General features: G+C 51.9%; 1 tRNA gene and 1 rRNA gene. Both read left to right on the top strand.

What is annotated here, in order from left to right:
- Positions 1 to 63, top strand: a 16S ribosomal RNA gene (locus Q8X48_RS30000); the annotation flags it as partial.
- A gap of 81 nt (positions 64 to 144) precedes the next feature.
- Positions 145 to 221, top strand: a tRNA-Ile gene (locus Q8X48_RS29995).
- Positions 222 to 264 lie beyond the last annotated feature (43 nt).

The following is a 264-nucleotide window of genomic DNA, read 5'->3' as shown; positions in this document are numbered from 1 at the left end:
ATGACTGGGGTGAAGTCGTAACAAGGTAGCCGTAGGGGAACCTGCGGCTGGATCACCTCCTTAATCGACGACTCAGCTGCTCCATAAGTTCCCACACGAATTGCTTGATTCATTGAAGAAGACGATAAGAAGCAGCCCGAAATTGGGTCTGTAGCTCAGTTGGTTAGAGCGCACCCCTGATAAGGGTGAGGTCGGCAGTTCGAATCTGCCCAGACCCACCAATTTTGTGTGGGAAACGCCTGTAGAAATACGGGGCCATAGCTC

Source organism: Pseudomonas sp. QLc11A, assembly GCF_052112305.1.
Taxonomy (GTDB): domain Bacteria; phylum Pseudomonadota; class Gammaproteobacteria; order Pseudomonadales; family Pseudomonadaceae; genus Aquipseudomonas; species Aquipseudomonas laurylsulfatiphila.
Note: the sequence above shows the minus strand (reverse complement) of the source record. Positions and strands in the feature narration are given on the sequence as shown.